The organism is Alteromonas sp. KUL42 (genome assembly GCF_006538325.1).
Lineage (GTDB): Bacteria > Pseudomonadota > Gammaproteobacteria > Enterobacterales > Alteromonadaceae > Alteromonas.
This window is the reverse complement of record NZ_BJKK01000007.1, coordinates 1-26,343: the sequence shown is the minus strand read 5'-3', so window position 1 is coordinate 26,343 and position 26,343 is coordinate 1. Positions and strand designations below refer to the sequence as shown.

Sequence of the window (26,343 nt, the reverse complement as noted above, 5' to 3'; positions counted from 1 at the left end):
AAGTGGATAGCCATTTACACCGTAACACTAAGTTGCAACCACCATTTTTGGGTATCGGTCTGATGTATTTCAGCTCTGTAATTAGCGTGCTTTAGAAGAAGGTTTACACTTTCGCTAATACGGTAAGTCATGGACACATTTACTTCCTTGCCCAATTTCTCACTGTCCAAATTCTTAAATGAGTGGAATGTTAACGCGACATTAAAAGCGCCAACCTGCTGCGTTATTCCAATAAAACTATCGCGTAAGCCATCGACCGGTGTTACAAGAAATTTATCAGCGAAGCCTTGAAATTTGTGCAATGTAGCCAGCGGTGTTGTGAAACGGTGAGTACCATTACCGCCAAGGACTTCTTGCCCAATAAATACAGTATTTTTATCCAAGTCGAGTTTAACGTCCCAAGCCCAGTAATCGAGCGAGAATGATTCAGGGTTCTCTCTGTAGTCGGTTTGTTGCGCGTATGCTCCATGCCAACTTAAGTGTTTAAAACTTCCATTGTAGTCAAAGCCAAGCGTTTGACTGGATAGTGCTTTGCTGTCATCAAAGTCGAGCCAATATCCAAACACCGAAAGTTCATGGAATGGCGTTAAGCTCAATTGATTATTGATAAGGTGAAAATTGCCAGCTAAATTTGCGTTGTTTCCATTAGGTCCAAATACACGATTCACATTATGAAGGTAACTATAGTCTATATTCCATTTAGCAAGAACTTGCCACTGTAGCCTAAAACCGTCGTAAGTCTGCTCATTTTGGCGCCAACCGACACCACCTATAAACCGCTGATTTTGATGATTAATTCTTTGACGTCCGGCCGTAGCTGTAAATACATCACTTGAGTATTTTACGTAATACTGGTTTATATCGGTGGCGTCTGGATCTGCAACGACAGGGTATAACGTGTTCCCATTAATCGTGTCATTATATTTCTGAGCACCAAGATGAGACACATTGTCTACCTCTAGGCCTATTGAGAAACCTCTAACTTGATTTGACTGATATGTAAACCGAGAAAGTAATGTAGATGCTAGTGCATTTTCTGATAGTAGATCTTGGTCAACGGCTTCAACTCTGTAGCGAAATTTCACGTCAATTTCGCCTGATTTGATTGCTGAAGCAATATTTTCCAATGACTGTCCAAAAGACAATGGAGATAACACAAATAGCATCATCAAGACGTATTTCATATCACTTACCTTTATTATTGTTTTTCTTGTTTTGTGCTTTCTAAAGAAAGTTCACTGGCGAGCGTTAGTGTCTTTTTAGAAAAGCGAGAGAGTGTCTCAGCGGAGTCGGCTACGTTATTAATGGTCTCAACAACTTCAGCGCTTATTTCATTAATGTGATTGAGCTGGTGTGATATTTCTTTCGCGACAGCCGCTTGCTGGTCATTAGCCGTGGCGATTTGCGATATCATCATGGTGACTTGATCAAAACTTCTGACAATGCTTTCCATATTTTCTTTTGCTGTTGAGGCAGATTCCGTTCCAATAGACACCATTTCCATGCTGTGTCGCATACTTTCTACTGAAATTTGTGTATCTGTAAGATTAGCTTCTACCGTAGTAACAATTTGATTAGTGGCATTTTGTGTCTTTGCAGCAAGTCCGCGAACTTCGTCTGCAACAACTGAAAAGCCACGACCATGCTCGCCTGCTCTAGCCGCTTCAATAGCCGCATTTAGTGCAAGTAAGTTAGTTTGATCGGCAATTGTGCTGATTACTGACACGACTTTCGCAATTTCTTCGCTGCTTACATTCAACCTTTCTATTTTTTCCGCGACTGATGTCACGGCATTTGCTATTTGGTCCATCGAATTGATACTTGAAGCAACCGTTTTACTTCCTGTAATGGCTTCTTCATTCGCACTTAGAGAGGTATCTGCAACATTGCGAGTATTCATACTTACGTCTTCTACAGATACGGTCATTTCTTCCATGGCCGAAGCGCACTGCGTGGTGTATTCGAATTGCTTATTTACAAGCTCTCTCACCTTATTACTAGAGGTAGAAACAGCACTTGCTCCTTCCCCTACTTGTTTCGCAACAACTGTGAGCTCTTCTACTGACTTTGTAACCGCTTCTGTAATGTTGTTATGTAACGTTTCCAAATTATTGGTGATATGTGTACCGCGCTCTGATATTGCGACGTAATCGATAATAATCCCAACACACGGAATGAGGTATGACAGTGACTTAAGGTAATGCCCAATATTAAAGCCATTGTCAAACAAGGCATTAGATCCAAATGCCATATAGAGTTGTGCGACAATTTGAGGCACCATACTTAAGATAAGACTTGATACAAATATGGACGATGCTTTTTTGTTGAGGATCGGCAAAAGTACAAATGCAAGTAATATGTACAACACAAGGGGAATAACATCGTAGGGACGTGTGATAAGAGAGTCTGAGTATTGACTTACAGGTAACGTCTCACTTGCGCTTGTTAGAGCCATTATAGTGATGGCTGCCGCTAATAATCCTCCCCCTGTTGTAAACAACACAGTGGTGTAATGGGATTCCTTTACGTTTACTAGTAAAATCAAAGCACCAATAGTGAATCCCACAGCGCTAAATAATCTAGCTTCAGCCCAAGTAAATGGAATTAAATCTGCATTAGGTGCATGAACGTTAATGAGGCGGGCTGCTGCAAGTGTGTGATATAAATCCATAATACCTGCACACAACATAACAATGCCGATTAATGGTACAACGAGATTCTTACGTACGCGATAATGGGCAAACGCCAAAATGACGCTCAAAAATGCGATGGCAACTGAGCTCCACTCCCATATAACATGCCAAAATGCACCGGGTAAACTATAAAATAAATGATCGACAAATTTGCCGATTGTTCGGGTACTTTCATTCGTTCCCGCTAACTGGTGAGCTTGTTCGGCGAATTCTAAGTGGCTGTGAACAATCGCTGATTCGTTGGAATACCCTAATACAGCGGCATTTCCACCGAGTAGATTGTAAACTAAAGGGGTAAACGAGCATAAACAAACCGCAAAAATAAACCATCTTGGCAGTTTGCTTTCGTAAGCATTGTTGTCTATAACCTGTTCAAACACAGTGTTCTTCTCATTGATATTGTTATTATTCTTTAACCGCAAATCATCGTTGCTTTGTGTTAGGAGTATTTACGGCTGCCGTTGCTAGGCTACGTAGAAAAAACACCAAGAAGTAAACCAAAACACTGAAATTTGGAGCAAATCGTACGTTTTTGATTATTGAAATAGGTAATCCATTTCAGACGCTCAATACGTCTGAAAATGAGGGCTGTTGAGATTAAAGTAATCCGTGTGGACGAAAGAAAAAGAGAAAAGGTAGGGTGTTGATAGTTTGAAAATTACTTATTAGAAGGCGTAGGTTAAAAAGCGATCTCTTACCTACGCCTATCAATATTTGGTATGGAGGGTGAGTTTGAGAACCTAAAGCGCCTACCAAATAAACCAAAAGCTGTCTAAATCCATCATCTCTAGAGCAAGAGCTACGCTACTTTCACGTTTCATTAGTTTAGATGACATAACCATTAAACGGCACAAAACACAAAAAATAAAGCAAATGCTGTCCAAATACTCCTGCTAGCATAACCTACCCGTTGTAGTGTTGTTATTTGCCAGAGCCTCCAAAAAACGATATTACTTCCACGGTTTGATTATCTTTTCAAATCTTTGTTTCTTATCATTGGTGTTCATACGTTGGCGGAGATAAGCTAATGAACACCATTCTTTCAAACTGGCAAGTCGTGACAATCATTGAAGGCGAACATAAAATTGGTAAAGTATTGTGGGGCATATGTGTTGATGATATGACCTGCCGTTTTTCTGCTGGTGATTATGTTTGTACTTCACGCATAACAGATTTCAACTCCTACACTAAGCTGGTAAAAACCACCAGTGGCAGCCTTTACCAAATCTTAGGTGAAGGGAAGTAAGCTTTCATTGACTTTCATGATTTTGAATTGCTGCGACAAGGGTTCTGTCCAGAGCAAATTAATGCGTTCAAACGTTTGGCACTTTTTATAAAAGATTAAGATTACCTAAAAACAAAATACTACTTAAAGGTTTTGCCAATAACGATGAATTCATAAAAGTAATACTTTTACAAAGCTTAACCCTTTTCTACTTCTCCCTTAGGACCTTGATTTTCGTTTTTCGTTGCGATTGATAAATAAGCAAAATAATTAGCAACAAATGACAAACCAATTCCGATAACAGCCTCGTTGATAATACTCGAAAGGCCATTCACTCTCCACATAATACAACCTATGCAGCTAGTAACAATAGAAATGAACAATGACCAATCTGTATGTTTAAAGTCATAAAGCCTAATTATAATAGGCCCCGCTAGCACTCCTCCAATCATCGATATTGAAATCAACGCAATAGAAAATACAGAGCTGTTGGATTGTATCGAAAAACCTACTGTAACAATTGCGATACTGAAAATAGTTAAGGGTTCAACGAATTTATGGCTTTTGATAAAACTCGTAGACTTTGACTTTATTAAATTTGTAATGGATATAATTATAGAATCTACAGTAGAAGCAATAGCAGCAAATATCCCCGCTACAGCCACTCCTGTGAGGATAGCGCCAGCATTTTCATGAAAGAAAGGGATTAGCGCAGCTTCGGGATCAATTACTTGAAAACTCTTTTGTCGTAAGATAACTCCGAATAACGTCATTCCAATCCATGTATACTGTAGAAACAAAATATAGATCCACCTAGCATTTTCTGCTTCAACAGGATCTTTCGCGCTTATGTATCTACTTGTAACTTGTAACTGACCAAATCCAAAACCAATGCTTGCGGTCAAATAGCCAAAAACAAAAACCAATACAGATATAGCTGACATGCTACCCGTTATTGAATAAAAGCTATCATCCAGCCCTGTTTGAATAGTGTTATCAAGAGAGAAAACTAAATATAGAGAAAGGGTGGTTACTATTAACATCAATAATCCTTGATAGAGATCTGTATAGACAGACCCTCTATATTTACCCACTATACAATACGCTGAGACGAACCCTCCAAACAATACAATTGCTAGTTCAGGCTCTATATCTACAAAACCTGTAATAATCTTCGCACCGGCAAGCCATTGAGAGGAAATATATGCACTTAAGAGTGTTATTACAAAAATAAGTGTAAATATGAAAAGGTAGGACGATGGCTTTCCCCCTTTCCCTGAAATAACTTCTACAACATTAGAAAGATTGTTTTTCGAACAATAGCCATTTAATTTCTTTGGGCCATACTTCCAAAAAATTAGGTCGCCAATTAGCCACGATAGAGGAAGCAGAATCCATTGCAGTCCATAGGCATAGCCCAGCCCGACAGCGCCTGTCATTATGAATCCGCTATTTCCAGTAGCAGCAGCACTTATACCCACAGCAAACCGACCGTAAGTCTTGCCGCCAAACTCATCTCTAACATCTGTATTTCTTTTTGCGAGGTAAACGAGAATAGGAATAGGTAAAAGTGTCAATAAAAATACGATATGTTCAAGTGCCATTATTCTCTTCCTTGTTGAAGTTTGACATTGTGTAATAAGGACAAATAGGGTTCTCAGGCATTTCATACTCTGTCGAATTAAACAGAGCCGTTTCATAGGTATCATGCCTTTTTTTAATAAACTCAAATGAAGCAGAGAAATTGCTCGCCACAATAGACTTATGAGGGTTAAAGACTAGCTGACCAGCTACAACATTTTCATCAACAATTATTACATCCTCTCCCAGCGGCCTAGATAAATCAGATAATAGAAGTACATGCACATTCACTCCAATCATTGCATTACAAACTAAAAGGTCGTTATCCTTTTTTAAAGCTTCCTCATTTTCGAAAATAAATATTCTGTCAATTTCTACTCCGTCTTGTATTTCCCTAGCATTTAAGTTGAAATACCTTCTGCCCCAAGGTTTTTTCCACCATTCACTAGAATCAACATAACTGGTTGCTTTAATACTATTATTTGCAGACTGAACAATATTAAGTGCAACTGGTTCTAGGTCAGTCAATCTGACTGCTAGCACTCCAGTTCTTGAGACTTCTGTAATAGCTTCTTCAAATTCGCTAAACCGCAACTTAAGAGCGTTAAGCATTACATCATTTGATTTATCAGCGAATTTTTCCTGAGAGTCCTTAAACGCTACTAAAATCGAATTAATTTTTTCTTCACTTAAAGCCTTTGCAGCAGTATTAATAGGCTCAGCCAACTTATCAACTTCATATCGCTGAAATAAAATATTAAATAAAATTGTAGTACAGAGCGTTAATATGGCTGCTCTTTGGAACTCGTCTTTTTTTGTACCAGCGAACTTAGAGGTGACTATAGTTATGACAATAGACAAAGCAATTGAAGTCACTGTTATTACAATCATTAGTTCCATTTAAAGCTCCTTACATCCAAGTTGCAATAGCGCGAGGTTCTCAACTTTAGACCTAAATACTCCCTCAATTTGAAAGTAAGGAGCTAGAGCTTTCTCTACATCAGGTAATGAATAACGGTAAGATGCTGAGGTTTCGATAATTGTTCCCTTATCAACCACTAAGTCCTGAACCCGTACCGCTTGTTTTGCTTGATATCTAACTCGAACCGCATCCGATTCAAATACCACAGTGAATTCAAAAGAATTTCTAGTTAACCCTAACAACTTAAGCGGATAGAAACAAAAATCGTCCACTGACTGAGTCTTGTATGGTGAAGTTAGCTTCTCTTCACTAATTCCCTCTGGCGATTGGCAACATATGACACATCTATCTCCCTTATTTACTAAACCAGATAAAATTTTACTAATATATTCGGGTTGAAAGTTATTGAATGTAAGGCCCAAAAAAATATATCTAGCTCCATCATCACGAAACAATTTTCGATCTAGCACCTCAGCTAGGTTTTCAAACTTCTCGTGAATTTGATTGCAATGTATCCCTCTACTGGTTACTGCTGTTGTTGCTCTTTTTAAAAAAAACTCAGATACGTCAACCGGGAAATAAGTAATATTTAATCCCTTAAATTGCAGTTCGTCTAGGATTCTGAAAGATTTGCTAGGATATCCGGGGCCGAGGTCAATGAATTGAATATTTTGAGGTAGAGAGTCGCAGAGTAAATTAATATTCTCTTCAATAAGATTTAAGATTGGTAGATCGAGGCTATCGTGATATTGCTTACTTCCATAAGTAGCCAACTCATAAGCCTTAGCTTGTTCTGTTGTCTGGTACAAATAATGCGGCAAAGATAATTTTATAACGTTAGATTTAGCTCGCTCTATTTGCTTAAACAGGTTATTCCTAATTTCTAATTTAATATCCATTTTAACTATTAGTTGTTTTATCCCAATCCATAAAACCAACTGTACATTAATTACACAACCTTTCAAATAGTTACTTGCAAAAATCTCCACAGTTTCTTGTTGGCGAATTAGGTAAAATTGGTGAAGTATTGTGGGGCATATGTGTTGATGATATGACCTGCCGCTTTTCTGCTGGTGATTATGTTAGTACTTCACGCATAACAGATTTCAACTCTCACACCAAACTGGTTAAAACCACCAGTGGCAGCCTTTACCAAACCTTAGGTGAAGGTAAGCAAGCTTCCATTAATTTTCATGATTTTGAGTTGCTTCGACAGGGGTTCAGTCCAGAGCAGATTAGCATGTTTAATGGTTTATCCATTGGCAAGGTTCATTAGTCTCTAACACCATTATGACATTCGCATGTTTACAAAAGTACAGGTAAACAATCTTTATGTTTCAACTGTATTCTCGAAATATCCTGAACTATTAGTTTATTACCAGTTAGTATAGCTGCCATCATTGCAGTCATAGTTAACAATCCATTTGATGATTTTATTATATCCTTTACTAACTTTTCTGGATAACCAGTACCATGACGCTGTAGAGCGTGTATTCCACCATGAACATAAGAGTTCAAAGCTTTCCATTGAATATCCCTAAACTCTTTTAGCATTTGTACGGCCTGTTCTGGAGCTTTCCCCTCTAGCTTCGTAATCATCTCACTATTATTTGGTTTTTGATCTGCATTTTGAGAACGTTCTGATAGCAGCGCCATTGTGTTATCAACTTTTTGGTTACTAGCTGCATAAAATAGCCATAAAGCACGAGTTAATGCCTCAAATTGAGACCGCATAATACAAATTGCTGAAGTATAATTACCGTTCAGTACTAATTGTCGAAGACTAGCGCTATGCTCCAGCGCTACTGAACACATCACCCAACTTGCTATGACTCGGTTGCTTTCATCAATTGGTCCATATTCAAAAATACGGCTGAATTCACTACTTAACCCTTCCGACTTTTCTAAAAGCTCATCCATTTAACTCTTACCAACCTTTCCACTTCAATTAACTTTTAAGCAATTAATAAGGCCAAAACCGCAAGACAAATATCCAAGTTGCAATAACACTAATACTCCACCCTAACACTCTCGCTCTATGCAATGTTCTGTTTAGTAGCTTAGACTGATTTTCAATTGTTGTTTTAGCCTCATCCAAGCAGTCTTTGAGCTGCTGAGGGTAGTCATCGCGTTTTAGTTCAAACTCTCCAAATATCATGTCTCGGCTTGAATCAATATTCCTCTTGAGAAGAAACTGGCTTCTTACCAACCCACTGATAATCATTGATACCAATAGCGTTCCCATGACAAATAAAACTGATTCTCCAATTGTTTTCAATTTATTCACTGTAAGTAGTGCTGCAAACGACAATGGGATACTAAATAACTTACCTGTCACATCACTTAATACTTTCGAAAGTGAGTTTGCAATTTCAACTTCCGCTTTAGCCAGCTCATTTCTTAGTTTGCTAAATGAAAAGCCACTGAAATACACGTCAAAATTCTGTTTATATTTTGCTAGTAGCTCTTCCCAATTACTTAGCATGTACTTAAATGCTTTTTCACCTTTGGGAGCTGACTCAATTATTTCAGCGAGGCACAGTCTAAACATACTCGCTTTTTCTTGAGCATGAGATTCTGCGCGTTGCTCTGCGTGGACTATATACTCCATTGTGCGTAAATCAAGTACCTCACCATCTAAGTCACATTGCTCAAATTTTGTATCTAGAACAACAGGGTGATAACCGTTTTTGGATGAATCATTAATAACAAAAACTAACTGATATGTATCAGCTTGACTTTTTTTATCATGATAATGGGCGACTTGAGACAATAATTTTATTAACTGACAAATACTCTTTAGCCTTTGCCCCATAACATTACTAGTATCGGATTCTACTAACAGATCCGCATTTGCTATGTAGTAGCATTCTGGTGAGTCGCCCTTATAAATGGTTTTTCTACTGCTAAGTAACTGTTCGAAGCTCTGATAAAAAGGTAGAGAACCACTAGTCGAAAGTGCCCAAGTAAATTGTATGTTTTGACCTACCTGAATTTTTTGATTGTCGCTTAATTCAGAATCATCGACTAATAATTCATCAAATCTTCCAAAAGATTTATTAAGCAACAAGCTCTCTTCAATAACAGATATTAGCTGTTCATCCGCATTTAACTCTGCTTCAAATCGGTTATCCGAAATAATTGGCAAACCCGCAGCCCTGTATAGACTGACTACTAAATGTAAAGAACTATTAATGTTGTTAGATTTGGTTACCATCGCTAATCATCTGTAATAGCTGATTTAGTTTCTTCCGTTAGATTGTTAATAACCAAACGATTATTTGTTTTGTCGTACCAAATTTCAGCGTTTTCTGTTGAGCCTAACGCATGCTTTTCAAACTGAAACTGCCAGTTAGCAGTTTTAAGTTTAATTTTTGCATGTTTATTAATAGTAGCTAGATGAACCCTGAACTCATTAGGAACCTGCACATCTTTACTATTTAGATGTTCAGCAAGTTCCTTCTCCATTTCATTTCTTTTATCATCACCATAATTTGCTGGAAGATGTTTTCTTGCAATACCAGTTAAATCATTAATTGATGCGGCTCTCTTTTCGTCATAGCATTCTCTTAAGTATGATAAAACATCAGCTTTTAATTCTTTTACATTAGCTTTAAGCTCAGAGTTCTTACGAAAGAATTTTGCCGTTTCTTTACATGCAGAATCAGTAGCGCGACTAGCTGCAACCCCTCCGCTACAGCCTAATGCTTTAATAAAATAGCCTGACGCACTTTGATTTGTTCTTGGGCTGACAAAACTTAAGTAACTAAACTGATCTTTATCCTCTTCTTCTGCTTCTTCGTGCTGCAAATACCGTTCAACATTTATTCTTGCTGCTTTGTGAAGTTTGCTAAGATCTAATTCTTGGATACCGACAGGTTCAAGCTTTTCATTTAATTGAATACCCGCACGCTGTTTGATCATAGCAACCAACAAGAATGGTTTAGTATCACTTACGTAAGATGCAAATAAGATATAACCACCAGAAGCAAAATTCACATCTCGTGCTTTATTCTGCAAAGAGTTCATCGCGGTTTTAGTTAGTTCGATGAAGTCTAGTTTTTCTTGCTTTCCTGCCCTAAACTTTTCAAATTTTCCGGGAAAGTAACCTCTTTCTTCTTGAGTAGAAGCAAACGTACCAAAAATAGCATTATTATCTTTAGTTCCATAACAGCAGAGCACGATGAATTGAAAAGATTTTTAAAGGATAGAAAAAAGATATTGTCAACTTATGCTTTATTTTGACAATATCTTTTTTGATTTTGACAGCTTATACTTAACCAATGGTCATTAAAGCATAAGTTGACAAATTTACTTGTAAACATTCATTGAATGACAAGGCTTTCATAAATCCGCATAAAATAATTAAGCATATAATGACAAAATTATAACGCTATTTAAGCATTTATTGACAATTTTTTATAAGTTACTACTCAAACACTGACCCTTCAAGAAAACCTTTCCCTAAACTCGATTGAAGTACAGTTTTAACGAATAAAAAAATACCGTATGTTAAACTCCGTCCCCGTCCACAATGGCTAGATACAAATGAACCCCTCATGTAAGGTCGATAAGTAGTATGAAAATATCAGATGAAATGAAAGCACTAAATATCCATGAGGTTAATAAGATATTTGAGGGAGAATTATCTCTTGCAATGCATGGCAATGGGCAAGAGCTTTTATCTGTGTTGAAGGAATCTAACAACAAAGTCAAAATGGCTTTGATTGATCCGCCTTACAATAGGAGAACAAAGTTTCACCATTACAATGATAGTATGTGCCGAGATAAGTGGGTTGATACGTTGGAGACTCATTGTCGGTTGTTAAGAGATTGCCTCCACGAGGATGGTAGCTTATGGATGCACATTGATGATGCGGAAATGATAAGAGCGCGCATTACATTGGATCGCATTTTCGGAGAGAAGAACTTCGTAGCATCGATTGTTTGGCAGAAATCACTTAGTCGCGATAATAGAACCCTAATTTCTGCGACGCACGAATACATACTTGTTTATGCAAAGGATAAAGCCTTATGGAAACAAACGCGTAATAAACTTCCCCCAACTGAGGAGCAACTTTCCCGATATAAGAACAAAGACAATGATCCAAGAGGACCTTGGACCTCAGGAGATCTTACCGCAAAGGCTGGTCCAGGAAGAAGAGCCTCTCAGTTCTATGATTTACAGCTTCCCTCAGGCAGAATCGTGCGACCTGCCACCGGCACTGCATGGAGATACACGAAAGACCGACTGGATGAAATGATTGCCGACAATAGAATCTACTTTGGAAGTGGGGATTCTATGCCAAGACTGAAAAGATTTCTGTGTGAAGTAGATGCAGGGTTGGTGCCCAATACTTGGTGGTCTGGAGAAGAAGTAGGGACTGCCGACAGTGCCAAAAAGCACCTCAAATCTATATTCCCTGAACTGACTCCTTTTGAAACACCGAAGCCAGAGGAGCTCGTTAAGCGTGCCATTCGGATAGCAACCAATGAAAATGACTATGTAATAGATATTTACGGCGGTTCGGGTACCACTGCCGCAGTTGCAGAGAAGCTTAACCGGCGTTGGCTTACAACAGAAAAAGAAGAAAGGACGTTCTATGAATTTACATTGCCAAGGATTAAATACGTAACCAATAATCGAAGTATAGAGTCTCAATCAAGCCGAAGGTTCGTCACACTCTGCGAGCATGCGTTGATTAAAAAACTAGTGAAACTTTACGCTTTAACTCGTTCAAATTTTTGAGGGATGAAAACATACTTAAATCAAGCTTATAGGTCAGAACTTTAGATGGGTGAGAGTCAGTCATCACATCGTATTCCTTATGAGTATTATCAACCCCGTTCCCTGGGTATATAAGACACACCTCTCTGATACGATTTATTCTTCCACCAGCCAGAACTTGATATACATCTTCAGTTTTTGGCTGATTCTTCAGAATCTTATACTTTGCATCTATCAGATAGTTTGTTTCACCATTTTTCACTAGTCTAAGGTCAGGTATTGTATTTACGGGATATCGACCATTATTTGGTTGAAGTAAACGTTGAGCACTTTTTTCAATCGTAATGTCTTCAGGCTGAAATGACTCCTTAAAAAGCCTGAAAACCACCTTTTCAAAAAGTGAATGAGAATTCCACAAAAACCCTGGCAGCTTCATTTCTGAGTTACCAAAATTTAAAGTTTTGTCATCAAATATCACCATTGCGATATCAATAAGAGAAGATAGGTGAGGACAGCTTCTCTTTGCTGTAAAGACATCTAAATAATTTGGCTTCCGATTGCTTTCTGACGGTATTTGACTTGAGATATCAGATAATTGCTGGCGTAGCTGACCTGAACTGACATTGTTCATCATTTGCAAACAAGACCACTTCAGCAAAGAAGCCACATTAGTATTTTGACTTAAGCGATTTTGTATCTGATCTACCTTTCCTGTAACTGGGAGTAATTTAAAAAACCTTTTGGAATCAAGTCTTCCTTTTATTGAAGATGAAGATAGCCTTACACTTTGATATTCAAATGGAAACCCTCGCACATAAGACTTTTTGAATTCATTGATAAATGCATAAGCAAGCAGATCGACAATTCCATCGAAAGATTCTATCGAAGAGTTAGATTTACCAAATATAGTTAAGCCTGAACCATACAAGAAAAAATTCCACATCGAGATCTTCCATTCAGCACCAATCTCATCCTCTGACAAAAATTTGGGAATAATCTCAAACCCGACCTGATTGAAGCTTATAAAGCCCGCAACACCTTTCGCCTCTACTTTATATGTATTTTTTCGCAGTCTATTGATGATAAGAGGGTTTCTCTGGAGACCCAAAATAGCTTTCCATTTGTAGCCTGCCAACTCTATTTCATGTGCGGTCTTTTCATCAATACTAACTATTTTGGCTGGGCCATACTCAATTAACTTTGTCATAAACTAATTTGCTTAATGACGTTGATTGCACCGTCTGTTTCAACGTCCTTAAGTCTACTTGCTTTTATATAAGAACCTGATTCAACACCCTCAGCTGAAGAATAATGGATTTCGTTAAAAACAAGCTCTGTTACTGATCCTTCTGAAACCTTGAAAATATCCTTTAAGACTTCATTTCTACCAGTAAATCTATCCATAATTTGAGGGAATAATTTATGGTCCCAAGCATCAATTAATAAATTCCAACCATCTTCATCAGAAGAAGCACTAAACAGGTCCTTTAACAAAAAGTGTCCTAATTCAAAATCACTTCCAATTTCCGCACAAATGATAGTATTCAGCCTTTCAAGCAAAAAATAGGCACATTCTTTATACCCGATTGAATCCAAACTAGCCGTATCTCTTGATGGCTCCTCAGTGAGCCCCAAGTTCTCAGCAAGAACTTTGAGATCACATCGCAGTTCGATTCGATAAAAGCGTCGAGTAAGCGCTGAATCAAGAGGCAATGCAGCTCTGTCAACAGAATTCATGGTAGCAACGACGAAAACGTTTTCGGGAAACTTCCAATTATATGGGATTTGATAGCGATTCCCATTACGTAACGATAACAGATGTTCAGATCTATCATCTTCATAAATTACGCCCGGAAACCTAACTGGCAAAGCATTTGAGTTTTCTTTGCCGTCTATTGTCGCCCTGTAACCCGGTTCCATAAAAGTTATAAATTCACCAAAAACTTGGCTAGTGTTTGCTCTGTTAATCTCGTCTATTATTAAAAGGTAAGCTTCACTTTCACCAACAGAAACTCTTAACGCCCCGTCGGTCAATATTCCTAGGTATGGTTCCAGAAACATACCTCCGTCTTTTGGTATTGGCCGTTTACCCAATATAAAGTCGTCATATGAATAATATTGATGGAATGTCACCCACTCAACCTCAATGTTACTGGGTATTTGAGCTTTCCAATCTCCACCCTCAGCTAGCCCGAACACTTCATCTTCTCCCGGAGTAATTACCGGAGTTACATCTTTGGTTCCACAAAGGTTCGAAATAATTTGAGATAAAAGGTACGTTTTACCGGTCCCAGGTGGGCCATAGATAAGTACGTTCTTCTGTTCTTTTAGAGACTCTAAAACACTATCTAAGATTTCCATAAACCACCATCATTTTCTCCCCACAAAATATCACTGAATGGCTGTTTAGAATCAGCGCTGCTGGGTGTTCCTTTTGTAAAACCTGCCCACAAATTTTCTTGATCATCACGTACTAAAAATACATGAGCATGACCTATACTTTTTAAAAGCTCGTCTGCTACATCTGAGCCCTCATAAGGTTCTAATTTTGGGAAGCCGCGAGATGCATCCCAAGCAGGTAGCCTAGACTGAGAATTTCGATTTTGTCGATTTATCCTCATTCGTCCCGAAGACTTTGAACTAAACTCAAGCTCAAAAGCATCTTGCTTATCAATGGCTTTTTTTAAATCTAACACCTGAACTTTGATGGGCTTACCATTGGGAGGATAAGAAGAGCGTAAGAATTCCAGAGTATCTTCAACCCTTCTTTTAGGAATTTGAATATAAGTATGTCCGCCCCCATTTTCCGGTTTATCAGCGGGTATACGCTCTATATTGTATAAGTCTGAAGGTTTTATCCTAAGCGACCATAATTCTTTGATTTTAAGCAATGTTAAACTCCCTTTTTTTCAGCTCAAATAAATATTCAGTTACATGACTTTTTTTAATTCCATTGGGGTTGCTGCTATAACGTTCCAGACTTCTCTCGTGTAAAGCAACTTCACCCATCGATGAAAGCAATTCAATTAGTTCTTCTTTACTGACTTGACCATCATCACTGTAACTTACGAAAACATACTTGGCATCTATGTTTTTAATAACATTTTCAAATGCAAGTTTAGCCTTTCGCTTGTAGCAAAAATCCGATGCGGTTGGCTTCCAATCCCTCAATCCACCTTCACCTGCTGGTTCAGGAAAGTCATGCAATGCAATTGTTTCAAGTATGTGGTAGTTACCACCATATTGTCTTTTTGTGTATGGAGGGTCTAAATAGTAAGCATCAGCAGGATTAGCCTTGGAAACAGTCAGTACATCTCCTTGAACTACGTTCATTTTGGTACCGAAACTATTTGTCCGCGACGCATTCAAGTTCAAAGGCGATAAGCTATTTTTGCCAAATTTTGCACAATAGTACCCATAAGTGCCAGATATGTTGGCAACTTTATTTACTGCTAATAATAAGTCATGCGTAAGCCTATCAACTGCCGCCATATTTCTTTCATGTTCCTTCCATGTAAGCAATTGTTTCCTTATCCCATCAATTTTCGCGGCATTTTCACCAGTGAAATATTTTCTAGGCTTACTTCCATTTCTCGGACTTCCATCAGCACTATATTCTTCCCAAAAAAAACCTTTAATGGGCTCAACGTCATTCAACGCTCTTATCGCATGTTCGTATGAGCCACCTACCCCCTCAAAATGTGAATCAGTTAAAGGCAGTAATCTTGCCTTAGCATGCAACACCGGAAATGAAAGTATATCCCCAGCAGTCACCGAATATCCTTTTGTCGCGAGTGCTTCAGACATTGCACCTGTGCCACACATAGGGTCAACAATAGAAGAACCTTCGGCTAACCGACTTGAAATATTCTGGACAATCCAGTCCGAGATACGGCTTTTATTTCCTAGATACCTGTACGACATAACACTACTTATTTATTATCAAAATCAAATGCCTTTATGAGAGCTACACATGGTCTCATAGATACTTTTTACAACAAACTGACAAAACTCTCTTAGTCATATTATTTCAATACCTCTACCCTAAAGCGACTCCAATGTTTTCTATGGCCGATTTAACTTCAGCGTTTTTCAGCCACAATTGATTTTTATCTGGAGGCAGACGGGCATCGTCTGAACAATCCACATTCCAGTAACGCAGAAGATATCCAGCAAGCGCAGCACGTGTTTCAATTACGCGTATTCCTTCCTGCATCCCAAAATCTAATTCGATGGATTTTCTGTGCTTTAACTTTGGATGTGGCACAAGTTCAAGGCTGACTTGCTTCTGCCATTGATCATCAGCGCTGGCTGTTTGTGCCTCGTCAATAACGTGATCTGAAGATGAAACATGCTCGATGCGGGTACACACAAAGTCTCTGAAAGATTGAGATTGGAGATCAAACGCTCTGACATGCCATCGTTGCCCGTTATTCACAATGGCATGCGGTACAATGGTGCGTTCACTTTCGCCGGAACTGATTGAGTGATAACAGATTGTAATAGCAGAACCAGAGGCGATAGCGCGTGTGATAGTCCCTACTAATTCAGGTTTTGGCAGCATCAATGCAGGCGCATCAAAGATCCAATCAATTTGCACTCTGGGGTTAACAAACCCATCACCAAACCCTTCAGAGAGGCTTTTTAGCACTACAGAAGGCTCGTGCTTAAATAGCGGCGTGAATTCTTCAGTTCGGTAATAAAATTTATCACGATGGGTGAAAGTTACATTGTTTGGCGCAAGTGAGGTGTACAGCTTGAAGTCGCGCGAACAACTTGCCACACCCACGTCAAAATGAGCAACGAGAGTTGTGCGACTTACCTTACCGACATACTCCAGGCAATAGTCTATGAACGCCAGCCTTTCTCGCTGTGCGTACTGAATATTAAGCAGATCACCAGTTTGATTACTCACCCTGAATTTCACATTTTTGTTGTAATTTTCTCTACCTTACTGCAATCCCGCCTGGCTATCAATTTAATCCTATCAATTAGATAATATTAATTTAATCCTATCATTTTAATACGATCTTTTTAAAATCGGTCTAAACTGTCTACGAGAGACGATGTAAAAGGCGGTAATGATGAGATTTTTGATTAGACCCTTTCCAAAGCGAAACGAGCACTTATTGGCATTTATGATGCGGGTAAGTTGGCTAAACCATATGCGGTGTTTGCAGGACCTGTTGTTCTCCTGCGAACTTGAAACCCTAAATTGCAGAATTGCGCACAGAAAGCTGGTAACTGGTGCGTTCGACGTTGATGTGCTCGCTCACAATTTACAGCTCGACGTTAGCTTGCTTGAGGACAATGCGGTTAATATCGCGGCGGCAAAAACACAGGCTTTTAACCAAGAGTTTCCGACCGATATGCTGGATTTTTCTCATCCTAAGCTGTGTCGCCAGTGTTTCGAAGAAATGGGGTACATTCCGTTTAGCAGCGCAATGGTGCCTATGACTGTTTGTCCGAAGCACGGGGGCAAACTGACCAACTGTTGGCACGATGGCAAGCTACTTAGTTGGGGTGAGCAAGATATATGGTCGAAGCTGGTCGAAGAGCCTGATGATTGTTCTATGGCATCAGACGATGCCATAGAATTGAGTTTACTCATCGTCAGACTTTCAAGTGGAGTGCCGGATACCGGACTACCACAACCAATACATTTATTGACACTGTTTGACCTGCTGCTGTTGTTGCGATTTATTGTGAAGTTTGATCCCAGAATATCGGGTAGCAGCAGACCGCGGTACGCCCCAATAGATGCCTGGGAACATGCGTTTTCATTACTCCATACTTGGCCGACTTCGATCTTCCCATTGTTTCTTCACCGTGAAACTGCGGGTATTGAAACAAATAATGGCCATGGATTGAGAGCCGTCTTTCGCGATATTTATGACGAACTGTATGCTGGTCCGTACCGCAATACCTATGCCTACTCATGTTTGCAAAAGGCATTTGAGACGTTCGTTCAGAGATCAGATTCCACAACGCCTTTATGGAGCCCGAATCACAAGCTACTACCCAGCGAATGTATACAGAATATGTCCTGCAAACAGGCCATGCAGTTATTGGGGCTTCGTGAGAAAGGGCTTGAACGACTCATAAAGCTTGGATTGCTCGGCGATGTCAGTGAAACACAAAGTGGTGTAAGGCTTCTGAGTAAATCAAATGTATTGAAATTTGCTGCTGAACAGCATCATTACATTAATCTGAGTGATTTATGCAACAGAATGGAGCTCAGCAGTTCGGGTGTTGTACAGCTGGTCAAAGAAGGCCTGCTTCCTTCCATTGCACAGCCGGACGATGAACACCGAGACTGGCTTTTCGATACACGGCATATCAGTCGCTTTATTCTGGCACTGAGTAAAGGCGGTTGCCGAATAATCAATAACAAAAGCGTACTTCCCCATGTGCCGATGCGCAGCCTCCATTTCAAGGGTAAATCAACGGCAGAGGTCGTTTCCGATATGCTGGCAGGAAAGGTTAAATTTGCTTTCCACCCTGACAAAAACCGTCCACTTTCACTAAATCAGTTCCATCCATTAGTGACCGATGAACCAGACTTTTCACACCTCGGTTACCTGATGCCAAAACAAGTGACTCGATTACTGGGTGTAAACCTGAATGCTGTGTATGACCTTGCGAAAAGGAATTACTTAGATAGTCAGATGATCAAGCTTCCTTCTCACTCTCGAAAAATCTGCCTGATTACCGTCGAGTCAATCAACGCATTCAAGGCGAAGTATGTTTTGAAACCCCGAAAGCGAGACAACTTGATCTGCATCAGTGGGCCGAAAATTGATGGTGCGCTACTGAATATTTACCGCCACGTTCACGTCTCAGAAGGAAAAAATCATGGCTAACTTCGATTCAATAATGGAATGTAAGGCGCTTTGGTTAGGCGACCTACTACCAGCAAAGACTATGTCTGAAATAGAACAGTTGTGCGCCAATGAAAATCTGGAAAAGTTACCTCACAAACGCTTTATATTGCCTCACTCGCTTTTAGGTGAGCGCGGCTTCGTATCGCCTATGCGCACGGAAGAACAGGCCTACTTGCAAGTCCTGGCACATGTTGGGTGCATTCCCAGTTGCTTGCTGCTTGGGCTAAGCCTTTCAGGGAAACAACCCCGAACCCAAAGAGTACTCTCGGAATTGCATGCATACGAGTACATGTACCTGGGCATTGAGTCCATTCTGCACAACCATACAGATTCAACATTTTTGGACGAAGCGGACTATATGTTCGCCAGCGTTACCATGATCGATATTTTCGGTTTTGTAGCAGAAAGAGGGCCGAGTCTCGGCTTCAACTTTCAAGACTCCCCAGTTGTCCAGTTTGCCAATGTTGGCTTAAAGGGCATGACTTCATCGTTAAACCTAAACTAAAAGGAGAAGCTGCTATGCAATCTCTAATTCCCTGCCCCTCAAAATCTGGGCGAAATAGCCATGAATGTGTGCTGGTAAACCCCAACGAACTTCAATGTTGGTACGGGTTCGCAGGACCTTATCAAATTGTTAAGACCTGCATCTCGGTAGAACCCAATGAAGATTGGAGTATCGAGCTGGAGGATGGACCAAGCCGGGTGTGTTTGCTGCGTTCAGCTGATTTGGATTGTACAGAGTTACCTGTCGTCGACATTGTTTCGATATTAGGTCACTCAGTGACGCTTTCACCTTGGCAGAAACTCTACTTTCATACTAGTGGATACAGTGGTATTTACGTGACTTATTTATTGGATTGCTCTGACTAGCCTAGATCCGAATATGCAGCCAATATATGTTCCCAATAATTTGTAAAATCGGAACATCTAATTTTGTGTCGTCCTGTCTTAATAAGCACTTCGTCCGGAACTGACTCTTGAATTGCAAGAGTCAGTTTACTTGCGTCTAACTTCCAAATCTTCGCAAGCAAGTCGTAGCTTATTGCCCCGTCTCCGATGTCTCCAGTTCGCTCTAATATCGTTCTTTTCATTACATCAGCAAATTCATATTCGCTCGGATTAGAGGTAACATCACGAAAACCGTTTAAGGCTTTTGACCATTCGTTTTTATTGACTTTAGAAGCTAAGTATTTTGAGAAAGCTTCGACCGATTTATCATTATCAAGCATCAATTCAGCGCTGCTAGCTTGCAAACGAGCGAAACCGGTCAAATTACCTTTTCTCAATGATTCGATATTCTCAAATCGTCCGTTATTAATTAGCCTAATATACGGCTGAAGTTGCTTAATTTTTTTCGTAATTTCTTTGAGTGCTGAATCACTGCCGTCAAACACTTTAAAAATGTATTCTGATATTGGGTCATAAACAGACTGCGCATTACTTGTGCCTCTAAAGTGGCTATTACAACCATCACACTTTTTCAGAAAAGCCGACTCAAAACTGAACATTTTTCCACAGCTGAGGCAGTGACTTGATAGAGGAGTTCGATGTTCAGCGCAAACAACGTAATTTTTCAAACTCCAAATATCTCTGAAATAAGCACGATCATACAAGCATTTTTGGCAGACTTTCTTAAAGTCAAAATCAAACAGGGTTTTGTATTCTTTTGGGACTAATCGGATATCAAAAAGATCCTCAGATTCTGAATATTCTGTTAATTCAGACAATAATGTAAGTATTGAAAGTTTCTGCTCCCTACTAGTGGCGGGATACTTCAGTTTTGCCTGCGAAAATAATAAGAGGTCTTGCGGTTTCACATGGTTGTAAAATGCTAACCTTTCAACATAACTTTGAAAGGACTCATCTACCTCTGGGGTAGGACGACACAGTAATTTTTGGTCAATCAATTGAAAACATCACCAATCTTATTGCTTGTGGGAGTCCAGCGCTTCTTCAACTCCTTTTCGTTTCCGTATATGCGAGCTAGAACATCTTCTTGACTAAAGTGCTCTTTGGAAAGGGGGTTGTCACGCATTTGCATATTCAATCTTTTACAAGATACCGAGAGCATGTTTTCAATTGAAATATATTCCTCTCCATTATCAATTGCCATCCGAGCGGCAGGGCGAATTACTTTTTTCATTAGCACTGTTAACAATCCCCCCGATAGAGCTAAAAGTCTCAGTGCCAAGTCCGGCTCATCTAGTCCAGTTAGATATTTAAAGCCTAGGCTTTGATCAAGTTTCTTTAAGAATACTCGCCATTTTTTTATATCCGCTAACGAAAATCGTTCAATTTGATGGACAATGGAAAATCGATTCCTCAATTCTGGATGTCGCTGAAGTATTTCAAGACAAATAGGCAACCCCATTAATACCACTGGGATTCCCGTTTTGTTTATTAGGTTTTTTATCCAATCAGCTGCATTTTTAAGCTGGACCGACGTGATATTTGAAAACGCATGATGAAATTCATCAATGACGATCAACTCAACTTTCGAATCTTTCGCTCTGTTACAAAACCTTCGATTAAGTTCAGCTCTCGTACCTTTTGGCTTGTCAGCTTCACCGCCTAAAGCTTTTAAAATTTCGACTGGAGCAGCCCTTCCAGAGGCATCATCAGGCAGGCTGACAGAAACGATAGGGACTATATCACATGGGATACCGTCCTGATTTGTCCTAACATACCGAGGAAATTGGCTAACATAACGCTTTAACAGCTCTGTTTTGCCAACACCACTTTCTCCGACAATGAGTATCGAGTCCGGCTGTTCGTCATATCCGACCTCTTTTGCTAAGAACCTAGACTGCTTAATGTCATTTATAATCTCTTGCAAAAACTCTGAGGGCACAAACACTTGTCCAACCTGAATACTCCGCTTTTCTCTACAAGATTCCGGTTCATATTTGGGGTTTTTAGCTAAAGTCAAATTCATCGATATCATCGTCATCAATTGGTTTCAAAAGGTCTTCTTCAAGTTTTTTTGTATCAATGGTAGCTATGTCATCAATATTTTTTGCATGATTTTGCATTGACTCATGCAGAGACTTTTCTCCTCCTGAGTGACTGGAAACATTCCCGTATCTAGAGGCTTTTGCCATTGTTGCTGATCTTTTCTGCCTTTTCCGATTCGCAAGCTCTTCAAGAACGATGTTTTTTATCGCTTGCCGCGTGTCTACCAATGCTTCTGTATCAATATTTTCGTCAACGAACTTACGGTGGTACTTCAGAATCGTCTGATGTTGGTACAGACTCAGGCCTCGCGTGTAGTTGGGGGTCAAAGAATAGACTTTAAAATACGACTCGCTATGAGAATCCCAGACCCAAATGAAGTCGATATCCTCTCTATTATATTTGACCTTAACTTTGCCAAAACCATCACGAACCCTGAGGTTACGTAATTCTCTGTTGTCATATTGAATATGGTTAATTCGGATACCCTTTTCAGAATTCTTTGGGGTTTTATTTTCCGCAAATACCAGTTCAAGCTTCTGATTCGATATGGGGCGTGTATCCACTGAAGGCTCATCCTGTCGCCATATCAAGTTAGGCACATTGTATGATGAGTTTTTATTGACTTGGTAATCGTCAACTATCCACAAGTATAAAATATTCAAAAATGCTTTGAACGAGATACACCCATTTTTTGCTGGGTCATATTCTCTCTTGTCAACTAAAGTCGAAAATACTTTACCCGGTAAGCCAGACAATAATTTCCTGTTTACTGAATTGAAGTGTGACTCGATGGATCCTTTGTACCAAGGTTTCAGGACCGGATTTCTATCAATCACGATAGAGAGCTCGAATAACGCCTCTTCTAACAATTGACTCATGAACTCTTTTCCGCGGTCTACGGCAATTACATGAAACACTCCTCTACAGAGCCATTCATTCTTTACACTTTCGTACCTACTCAATAGTTCTGATTTATCAGAAATCGCGCTCTTTATGGCCCTACCCACGCTGACAAAACTCGGTGGTTCAAAGCCAACGTAAACCCCAAGAACACTTTTAGACTTCATATCTAAGACCGAAGTTATCCAAGGTCGACCTAAAGGTAATCCTGTACTGTGGTCAAAAATAAATAAATCTAATTTCGTATGGTCGATTTCTGCTCTATCGAGGATGTATTTGACTGACCTCTTTACCCTGTTTTCCTTGTTCTCTCGATACAGTTTATTGGCTACCTTCTTACCATATTGCCCGACAGCAACTTCATATGCATTTAGCTTTCTGGCTCTTGCCAAGTATGCGACATAACTTATCGGCTTTAACTTTTCACTGTCCTGCAACTCACGATTTGTTAAAACAACTGAATCCTTGAAAGTCTTGTACGCCTCGATGAAAGATATTTTTTCTTTTCTTTTGAGTTCATCAAGTGATTTATCAATGAGCTCATCAAGCTTCGTATTAACCCTCGACTTCCTGTTTCCTCTTTTTCCGTAATTTGGAATAAGACCGGCATTTCCGTATTGCGTATGTAGGTCTTTCCATCGCTTTAAGGTTCGCCAATTGGGACGCTTCCCTTTGAGTTTTGCTGAGACCTCTTCGATTAGAGGATCGAGGTTCTTTTGCGTCAAACCTCTAATGCCTGCATCCAACACAGCCTCGATGTACGCCAGCCGCTCGCGCACTATATTCTTATCCTTATCTGACAGGCTCGAAAAATCTCCAGCCGTGGTAGCAGTGATTCGTCTGAGCTTTGGATCATCGTAAGAAAACTTAGCTTCGTCTTTGAATATTAGCGTTTCAATATCGCGCTTTTTGTAAGTTAGCTCAGCTTTAGTTATTAAATCCATTAAGTGAACTTGCCCTGCGACAATAGACGTTACTCGGAACTTATTGCCATCAATGATTAATTCTGCGCCAGCCACTAACTCACTAATCATTAGTCCCCCACTTTAATAGAACATCTGGCCCCAGGGCTTCTTTATGCAAGTTTACAAGTGACAATTCTTCGGCAATTAACTGATAAACAACACCGATATCAGAGACTTCCGTATGCTCCATCAATTCTGACGCATACAATTCACCACCATTCATTCGAATGATTTCCAGCGCCCTCAATTTGAATTGGCTTGATAGTTTGGGGTAGATACTAGCCCTACGGAGATGCCGAATATTCGAAAAAAACGGCTCTTTCCTGATGAACTTATCTGTAATTTTAACGAGTGGGATACCAAGAGCTTCAGCCTGATTTTGCCAAAGAGGAAAATCTCTTTCGAAATCAGCATTGCCCTCGATATCTTCTAAATACTTTATTTCCACATAAGTCTGATGACCATCAACGTATGTAACGAGGAAATCGGGAGTATAGAACCTGCGTTTGTTATCGAAATAATAATGGAATCCCAATGGCTGAGATTCATATTCAATAACGTTTTTATCAAACTCTAGGTGATAACAATACTCAGTCTCTAAACTACCCTCAACAAGTAGAGTTCCAGGATTTTTATGCTTCTTTTTCGGAAATACCCCTATGGACTTCCCGAAAACAGCACCTAAATCACGACGTTGCTCACCACGTAAATTCGACATTGCGACCTCCACTGACTATCTCTCAGCTTTGGTCACACACATCAATTTGTCAAACCATTCTTTAAATTTGTCAAACTAAACTTTAAATTTGTCATTAATTGCTTTAATGACTAACCAACTAGCGCCACTTCCGCCATATTACCTTTGCTTTCTAGCCATGTTTTTCTATCGCCAGAGCGCTTTTTGGCCAATAGCATGTCCATTAGCTCCATCATTTCTTCGGCATCTTCAATAGTAAGCTGCACTAAACGACGAGTATTCGGGTCCATGGTCGTTTCACGCAGTTGCAGTGGGTTCATTTCACCGAGACCTTTAAAGCGTTGAACATTCACTTTGCCTCGTTTTTTCTCAGCTTCAATGCGATCTAAAATCCCTTGTTTTTCACCTTCATCTAATGCGTAGTACACCTCTTTGCCCACATCAATTCTAAACAAGGGCGGCATGGCAACGTACACGTGGCCTTGATCTACTAAGGTTCTAAAGTGACGCACAAACAATGCACATAGCAAGGTAGCAATGTGTAATCCATCTGAGTCAGCGTCGGCCAAAATACAAATTTTTCCGTAGCGCAGGCCTGACAAATCAGATGAATCGGGATCGATACCCAGTGCAACGGATATATCATGAATTTCTTGGGAGGCTAACACCTGCGACGAATCGACTTCCCAGCTGTTAAGAATTTTACCGCGTAGCGGCATGATGGCTTGAAACTCTCTGTCTCTCGCTTGCTTTGCAGAGCCACCCGCTGAGTCACCTTCCACTAAAAATAACTCTGAGTAGGTAATGTCTTGTGAAGAACAATCCGTAAGCTTGCCTGGTAAAGCGGGACCTTGAGTGACTTTCTTACGGGCCACTTTTTTAGTTTGACGAAGACGGCGCTGCGCGTTGTTAATACACATTTCCGCCAATGCTTCAGCAATTTCAGTGTGTTGGTTAAGCCATAGGCTAAATGCGTCTTTAACAATACCCGATACGAACGCACTGGCTTGACGTGAGGACAAGCGCTCCTTGGTTTGCCCAGCAAACTGAGGGTCTTGCATTTTGGTCGAGAGGATATACGCACATCTGTCCCAGATATCATCGGGAGACAGCTTGACCCCACGTGGCATTAAATTTCTGAATTCACAGAATTCGCGCATTGACTCTAGCAAGCCTTGGCGCAAGCCGTTAACGTGAGTACCACCTTGGGCAGTAGGAATAAGGTTCACATAGCTTTCTGTGACTAGGTCACCCCCTTCAGGTAGCCACATCACAGCCCAATCAGCCGCTTCTGTATTGCCGCTGAATGTACCCACAAAAGGCGTATCTGAAGGTAGCGTCTCAAAAGCTTCAACCGCTTGATAGAGATAATCTTTAAGCCCGTCTTCGTAATACCACTCTTGGCTTTCTTTGGTGATTTTATTGTCAAACCGTATGCGTAAACCTGGGCTAAGTACCGCTTTAGCACGCAAGTTGTGTATCAAACGGCTAACTGAGAACTTTGCTGAATCAAAGTACTGAGGATCGGGCCAAAAATGAACTCGCGTTCCCGTGTTGCGCTTACCGCAGGTATCAATAACTTGCAGCTCTTCGACTTTATCACCGTTTTCAAATGCAATTTGATATACATTGCTATCGCGGCGAATGGTCACTTCTACGCGTGTGGAAAGGGCATTAACAACCGATATACCTACACCGTGTAAGCCGCCTGAAAACGCATAGTTTTTATTTGAAAACTTGCCACCCGCATGCAGCTTACACAAGATAAGCTCGACGCCAGAAATACCTTCTTC

At 40.0% G+C, this 26,343-nt stretch carries 24 protein-coding genes; 6 read left to right on the top strand and 18 right to left on the bottom strand.

The window, feature by feature from the left end:
• Window positions 1-14: 14 nt before the first annotated feature.
• Window positions 15-1,184, bottom strand: a complete 1,170-nt coding sequence (locus EYR97_RS11240; RefSeq protein ID WP_131093913.1) for an alginate export family protein — start codon at window positions 1,182-1,184, stop codon at window positions 15-17.
• A gap of 14 nt (window positions 1,185-1,198) precedes the next feature.
• Window positions 1,199-3,073, bottom strand: a complete 1,875-nt coding sequence (locus EYR97_RS11235; protein WP_131093912.1) for a methyl-accepting chemotaxis protein — start codon at window positions 3,071-3,073, stop codon at window positions 1,199-1,201.
• A gap of 647 nt (window positions 3,074-3,720) precedes the next feature.
• Between EYR97_RS11235 and EYR97_RS11230 the strand changes: the two genes are divergently transcribed.
• Window positions 3,721-3,939 carry a hypothetical protein gene (locus EYR97_RS11230; RefSeq protein WP_242634990.1) on the top strand — a complete coding sequence of 73 codons (219 nt, stop codon included), beginning with the start codon at window positions 3,721-3,723 and terminating at the stop codon, window positions 3,937-3,939.
• A gap of 176 nt (window positions 3,940-4,115) precedes the next feature.
• Here the strand turns inward: EYR97_RS11230 and EYR97_RS11225 are convergent, their stop codons facing one another.
• The 3 genes from EYR97_RS11225 to EYR97_RS11215 are packed head-to-tail and all read right to left on the bottom strand — an operon-like array spanning window position 4,116 to window position 7,320.
• Window positions 4,116-5,522 carry a sodium:solute symporter family transporter gene (locus tag EYR97_RS11225; protein ID WP_165478033.1) on the bottom strand — a complete coding sequence of 469 codons (1,407 nt, stop codon included), beginning with the start codon at window positions 5,520-5,522 and terminating at the stop codon, window positions 4,116-4,118.
• On the bottom strand, window positions 5,512-6,399 hold the full coding sequence (locus EYR97_RS11220) for a hypothetical protein (RefSeq protein WP_131093910.1): 888 nt from the start codon (window positions 6,397-6,399) through the stop codon (window positions 5,512-5,514). The genes EYR97_RS11225 and EYR97_RS11220 overlap by 11 nt, the downstream gene beginning before the upstream one ends.
• Window positions 6,400-7,320: an L-histidine N(alpha)-methyltransferase gene (locus tag EYR97_RS11215; protein WP_131093909.1), complete on the bottom strand. Its 921-nt coding sequence runs from the start codon at window positions 7,318-7,320 to the stop codon at window positions 6,400-6,402. It abuts the gene before it with no gap.
• 74 nt (window positions 7,321-7,394) lie between these two features.
• Here EYR97_RS11215 and EYR97_RS11210 point away from each other — a divergent pair, with 74 nt between their 5' ends.
• A complete protein-coding gene (locus tag EYR97_RS11210; protein WP_131093908.1) occupies window positions 7,395-7,697 on the top strand; it encodes a hypothetical protein in 303 nt (100 codons plus the stop codon).
• A gap of 29 nt (window positions 7,698-7,726) precedes the next feature.
• On the opposite strand, the gene EYR97_RS11205 is transcribed toward EYR97_RS11210, so the two are convergent.
• The 3 genes from EYR97_RS11205 to EYR97_RS11195 form a co-directional block, all read right to left on the bottom strand.
• Window positions 7,727-8,341 (bottom strand): DUF6988 family protein, encoded by a 615-nt coding sequence (locus tag EYR97_RS11205; RefSeq protein ID WP_131093907.1) that lies wholly within the window; start codon window positions 8,339-8,341, stop codon window positions 7,727-7,729.
• A gap of 43 nt (window positions 8,342-8,384) precedes the next feature.
• Complete coding sequence (locus EYR97_RS11200) at window positions 8,385-9,569, bottom strand: hypothetical protein (RefSeq protein ID WP_131093906.1); 1,185 nt, start codon at window positions 9,567-9,569, stop codon at window positions 8,385-8,387.
• Between the two features lie 71 nt (window positions 9,570-9,640).
• Complete coding sequence (locus EYR97_RS11195; RefSeq protein ID WP_165478032.1) at window positions 9,641-10,603, bottom strand: nucleoid-associated protein; 963 nt, start codon at window positions 10,601-10,603, stop codon at window positions 9,641-9,643.
• Window positions 10,604-11,000: 397 nt separating this feature from the next.
• Between EYR97_RS11195 and EYR97_RS11190 the strand changes: the two genes are divergently transcribed.
• A complete protein-coding gene (locus EYR97_RS11190) occupies window positions 11,001-12,170 on the top strand; it encodes a site-specific DNA-methyltransferase (RefSeq protein ID WP_131093904.1) in 1,170 nt (389 codons plus the stop codon).
• Here the strand turns inward: EYR97_RS11190 and EYR97_RS11185 are convergent.
• The 5 genes from EYR97_RS11185 to EYR97_RS11165 all read right to left on the bottom strand — a co-directional run bounded on the left by EYR97_RS11185 (window position 12,124) and on the right by EYR97_RS11165 (window position 17,064).
• Window positions 12,124-13,356: a 5-methylcytosine restriction system specificity protein McrC gene (locus tag EYR97_RS11185; protein ID WP_131093903.1), complete on the bottom strand. Its 1,233-nt coding sequence runs from the start codon at window positions 13,354-13,356 to the stop codon at window positions 12,124-12,126. The two genes, EYR97_RS11190 and EYR97_RS11185, sit on opposite strands and share 47 nt — an antisense overlap.
• A complete protein-coding gene (locus EYR97_RS11180) occupies window positions 13,353-14,510 on the bottom strand; it encodes an AAA family ATPase (RefSeq protein ID WP_131093902.1) in 1,158 nt (385 codons plus the stop codon). Before EYR97_RS11180 ends, EYR97_RS11185 begins: the two co-directional genes overlap by 4 nt.
• Complete coding sequence (locus EYR97_RS11175; RefSeq protein WP_131093901.1) at window positions 14,498-15,040, bottom strand: hypothetical protein; 543 nt, start codon at window positions 15,038-15,040, stop codon at window positions 14,498-14,500. Before EYR97_RS11175 ends, EYR97_RS11180 begins: the two co-directional genes overlap by 13 nt.
• Entirely contained in the window at window positions 15,033-16,073 is a 1,041-nt protein-coding gene (locus EYR97_RS11170; RefSeq protein WP_131093900.1) for a DNA adenine methylase, read from the bottom strand. The genes EYR97_RS11175 and EYR97_RS11170 overlap by 8 nt, the downstream gene beginning before the upstream one ends.
• Before the next feature lie 115 nt (window positions 16,074-16,188).
• Window positions 16,189-17,064, bottom strand: a complete 876-nt coding sequence (locus EYR97_RS11165) for a WYL domain-containing protein (protein ID WP_131093899.1) — start codon at window positions 17,062-17,064, stop codon at window positions 16,189-16,191.
• A 214-nt stretch (window positions 17,065-17,278) separates the two neighbouring features.
• Between EYR97_RS11165 and EYR97_RS11160 the strand changes: the two genes are divergently transcribed.
• Genes EYR97_RS11160 through EYR97_RS11150 form a run of 3 tightly spaced genes read left to right on the top strand, consistent with a single transcriptional unit; the run spans window position 17,279 to window position 19,903 of the window.
• Window positions 17,279-19,012: a hypothetical protein gene (locus tag EYR97_RS11160; RefSeq protein WP_165478031.1), complete on the top strand. Its 1,734-nt coding sequence runs from the start codon at window positions 17,279-17,281 to the stop codon at window positions 19,010-19,012.
• Window positions 19,005-19,538: a hypothetical protein gene (locus EYR97_RS11155; protein WP_131093897.1), complete on the top strand. Its 534-nt coding sequence runs from the start codon at window positions 19,005-19,007 to the stop codon at window positions 19,536-19,538. The genes EYR97_RS11160 and EYR97_RS11155 overlap by 8 nt, the downstream gene beginning before the upstream one ends.
• A gap of 14 nt (window positions 19,539-19,552) precedes the next feature.
• The gene (locus tag EYR97_RS11150) at window positions 19,553-19,903 is read left to right on the top strand and encodes a hypothetical protein (protein WP_131093896.1); all 351 of its coding nucleotides are present in this window, start codon (window positions 19,553-19,555) and stop codon (window positions 19,901-19,903) included.
• Here the strand turns inward: EYR97_RS11150 and EYR97_RS11145 are convergent.
• From EYR97_RS11145 to parE, 5 genes are all read right to left on the bottom strand, one after another.
• Window positions 19,900-20,940 carry a TniQ family protein gene (locus tag EYR97_RS11145; RefSeq protein ID WP_131093895.1) on the bottom strand — a complete coding sequence of 347 codons (1,041 nt, stop codon included), beginning with the start codon at window positions 20,938-20,940 and terminating at the stop codon, window positions 19,900-19,902. The genes EYR97_RS11150 and EYR97_RS11145 overlap by 4 nt on opposite strands.
• On the bottom strand, window positions 20,937-21,968 hold the full coding sequence (locus EYR97_RS11140; protein WP_165478030.1) for a TniB family NTP-binding protein: 1,032 nt from the start codon (window positions 21,966-21,968) through the stop codon (window positions 20,937-20,939). The genes EYR97_RS11145 and EYR97_RS11140 overlap by 4 nt, the downstream gene beginning before the upstream one ends.
• On the bottom strand, window positions 21,949-23,922 hold the full coding sequence (locus EYR97_RS11135; protein ID WP_131093893.1) for a Mu transposase C-terminal domain-containing protein: 1,974 nt from the start codon (window positions 23,920-23,922) through the stop codon (window positions 21,949-21,951). Before EYR97_RS11135 ends, EYR97_RS11140 begins: the two co-directional genes overlap by 20 nt.
• Window positions 23,915-24,571 carry a TnsA endonuclease N-terminal domain-containing protein gene (locus EYR97_RS11130; RefSeq protein WP_131093892.1) on the bottom strand — a complete coding sequence of 219 codons (657 nt, stop codon included), beginning with the start codon at window positions 24,569-24,571 and terminating at the stop codon, window positions 23,915-23,917. Before EYR97_RS11130 ends, EYR97_RS11135 begins: the two co-directional genes overlap by 8 nt.
• A gap of 110 nt (window positions 24,572-24,681) precedes the next feature.
• A partial coding sequence (parE, locus tag EYR97_RS11125) for a DNA topoisomerase IV subunit B (protein WP_131093891.1) occupies window positions 24,682-26,343 on the bottom strand: 1,662 nt, incomplete at its 5' end.

Coding starts and splice junctions, on each gene's coding strand:
- EYR97_RS11240 (WP_131093913.1), bottom strand. CDS start 1,184: ATGAAATACGTCTTGATGATGCTATTTGTGTTATCTCCATTGTCTTTT.
- EYR97_RS11215 (WP_131093909.1), bottom strand. CDS start 7,320: ATGGATATTAAATTAGAAATTAGGAATAACCTGTTTAAGCAAATAGAG.
- EYR97_RS11180 (WP_131093902.1), bottom strand. CDS start 14,510: ATGGAAATCTTAGATAGTGTTTTAGAGTCTCTAAAAGAACAGAAGAAC.
- EYR97_RS11185 (WP_131093903.1), bottom strand. CDS start 13,356: ATGACAAAGTTAATTGAGTATGGCCCAGCCAAAATAGTTAGTATTGAT.
- EYR97_RS11170 (WP_131093900.1), bottom strand. CDS start 16,073: ATGTCGTACAGGTATCTAGGAAATAAAAGCCGTATCTCGGACTGGATT.
- EYR97_RS11150 (WP_131093896.1), top strand. CDS start 19,553: ATGCAATCTCTAATTCCCTGCCCCTCAAAATCTGGGCGAAATAGCCAT.
- EYR97_RS11140 (WP_165478030.1), bottom strand. CDS start 21,968: ATGAATTTGACTTTAGCTAAAAACCCCAAATATGAACCGGAATCTTGT.
- EYR97_RS11135 (WP_131093893.1), bottom strand. CDS start 23,922: ATGATTAGTGAGTTAGTGGCTGGCGCAGAATTAATCATTGATGGCAAT.
- EYR97_RS11130 (WP_131093892.1), bottom strand. CDS start 24,571: ATGTCGAATTTACGTGGTGAGCAACGTCGTGATTTAGGTGCTGTTTTC.
- EYR97_RS11220 (WP_131093910.1), bottom strand. CDS start 6,399: ATGGAACTAATGATTGTAATAACAGTGACTTCAATTGCTTTGTCTATT.
- EYR97_RS11155 (WP_131093897.1), top strand. CDS start 19,005: ATGGCTAACTTCGATTCAATAATGGAATGTAAGGCGCTTTGGTTAGGC.
- EYR97_RS11205 (WP_131093907.1), bottom strand. CDS start 8,341: ATGGATGAGCTTTTAGAAAAGTCGGAAGGGTTAAGTAGTGAATTCAGC.
- EYR97_RS11225 (WP_165478033.1), bottom strand. CDS start 5,522: ATGGCACTTGAACATATCGTATTTTTATTGACACTTTTACCTATTCCT.
- EYR97_RS11230 (WP_242634990.1), top strand. CDS start 3,721: ATGAACACCATTCTTTCAAACTGGCAAGTCGTGACAATCATTGAAGGC.
- EYR97_RS11190 (WP_131093904.1), top strand. CDS start 11,001: ATGAAAATATCAGATGAAATGAAAGCACTAAATATCCATGAGGTTAAT.